The 1,760-nt window shown below is 40.3% G+C and carries 3 protein-coding genes; 2 read left to right on the top strand and 1 reads right to left on the bottom strand.

Annotated elements, in window-relative coordinates:
* Positions 1–345: 345 nt before the first annotated feature.
* Both FD12_RS04505 and FD12_RS04500 read left to right on the top strand, forming a co-directional pair.
* Entirely contained in the window at positions 346–537 is a 192-nt protein-coding gene (locus FD12_RS04505) for a type II toxin-antitoxin system HicA family toxin (RefSeq protein ID WP_054749123.1), read from the top strand.
* A 29-nt stretch (positions 538–566) separates the two neighbouring features.
* Positions 567–965, top strand: a complete 399-nt coding sequence (locus tag FD12_RS04500; RefSeq protein WP_056981922.1) for a type II toxin-antitoxin system HicB family antitoxin — start codon at positions 567–569, stop codon at positions 963–965.
* Between the two features lie 125 nt (positions 966–1,090).
* On the opposite strand, the gene FD12_RS04495 is transcribed toward FD12_RS04500, so the two are convergent.
* Positions 1,091–1,579, bottom strand: a complete 489-nt coding sequence (locus FD12_RS04495; RefSeq protein WP_056981919.1) for a hypothetical protein — start codon at positions 1,577–1,579, stop codon at positions 1,091–1,093.
* Positions 1,580–1,760: the final 181 nt, after the last annotated feature.

Below are 1,760 nucleotides of genomic sequence, written 5' to 3'. Positions count from 1 at the left end.
AGTTTAGTACATTTTGCTGTTACCTTACTGATACTTCTAATATACAAGCGTCAGTTTTTCGGAGCACTACTCGGCTATGTACGGGAGGATTGCAGGGATCAGCCTTTTTGAGCACGTTTCCACAATATAACGGAGAAATTCCCGAAAGTAGAACTGGTTTCAGCTCAGGAGCCCTTACATAGTCAAGCGTCAGTTTTTCGGAGCACTACTCACCATTTACAAATAGAATACCAGCCAATATAAAATCATTTCATAGTATTTACGTATTTATATAAAGTAAGTGTGCCCATTTCACTTGCTTTCATACGTATTGATACGTATAATATAAATGGTTGGAGGAGAAGAATGAAAGTTACAGTTAAACAGGTTCTTGAGATGTTGTCTGCTCAAGGATTTGTCGAAGATAGAATAAAAGGCGATCATCATCGTTTTGTTGATCAATATGGACATAAGGTAACAGTCCCGTACTCACGCTTGAAGCAAGAGGTCACCCTTTCCACGTACCGCTACATCAAACGTCAGGCAGGTAATAAGTAATTATGAAAATCATTACAGGAGGTTTCTCCATGAAAAAACAAATTGTTGCTTACCCCGCAGAGCTCATCCCTGATAAGGAAGCACCTCAAACATACACAGTCATCTTTCCCGACGTTCCCGGCGCAATTTCTCAAGGAACTGGCATTGCCGAGGCCATTTCAAACGGCAGCGAGGCATTGGGATTAATATTGTACGATGAAAAAGAATTGCCAAAGCCCAGCGATCCCGAATCCATTCAACCAGATGAACCTGGAACAATCATTAATTGGATTGCGACTGACTTAGAAGAAATCAAACGAACCGTTCGCGAACCAACGGTCAAAAAGAACACCACCATTCCTGGTGATTTGGCTCGAATGGCCGAACAGAAAAATATTAATTTTAGCGCGTTGCTCACAGACGCGCTGAAAGCAAAACTGAATCAGTGACGTAAAGAAGGAGCACCTGACTTGATGAAGACAGCCAGATGCTCTTTTGCATTCAAAATCCCTGATCATTTCTCACTCACTAAGTATTGTCGATACATACTTCTGGATTTCTTACCCTAACGAACTCAATATCGATACGTTCCAGAAATTGTATAGGATTTTGTTGGCTTAAACGTCGTAAAAATTGGGAATGGCCCATTTTGCGGCGTTTGTAACATGACGTGCCGATATTTTCCACTCACCCGCAAATGAATTGACATGTATGCTGGAACATCTCCCTGATTCCACATGAAATAAGCGTTTAAATGACGCGTTTTATAACCTTTAAATTTCACATCTCGGCGATAATAGCTCACAACAAAATGCTTGCCTTTAAGATGTTCTCTGGTTTGTTGCCAGCTATCAATCATCGAATGCTTACCAATCACGATTTTTTCAATAAAAGGCTTAGAATAGCCCTCTTTTTTACCATGCAAATGGTACCAAGTTCCCCGCAACGAAGTGGGTGTCGCCGATAATTTTTTGATCTTGGCAGCATTCACATTTGCTGGTAACGCAAATAATAATGCCGTTGACAGCGCCAACGAAACTGCGACTGACGTTAGATTCTTCATACCACGTAACCTCCAATAATTGCTAGTTAACCTCTCAAGTTAGTAATTTAAGTATATCGCTACTTGTTAGCAGATCATACCACAAATTAAATCGAACCTTTTGTAAAAAAAAGAGAAGCCCCTCGACTGAAGTGAACCCCAATAGTTGGAGATAATATTTAATAATTTTCAGGCACATAAC

Origin of the sequence: Lentilactobacillus rapi DSM 19907 = JCM 15042 (assembly GCF_001436255.1) — a bacterium.
Classification (GTDB): Bacteria; Bacillota; Bacilli; order Lactobacillales; family Lactobacillaceae; genus Lentilactobacillus; species Lentilactobacillus rapi.
Note: the sequence above shows the minus strand (reverse complement) of the source record. Positions and strands in the feature narration are given on the sequence as shown.

Coding starts and splice junctions, on each gene's coding strand:
- FD12_RS04500 (WP_056981922.1), top strand. CDS start 567: ATGAAAAAACAAATTGTTGCTTACCCCGCAGAGCTCATCCCTGATAAG.
- FD12_RS04495 (WP_056981919.1), bottom strand. CDS start 1,579: ATGAAGAATCTAACGTCAGTCGCAGTTTCGTTGGCGCTGTCAACGGCA.
- FD12_RS04505 (WP_054749123.1), top strand. CDS start 346: ATGAAAGTTACAGTTAAACAGGTTCTTGAGATGTTGTCTGCTCAAGGA.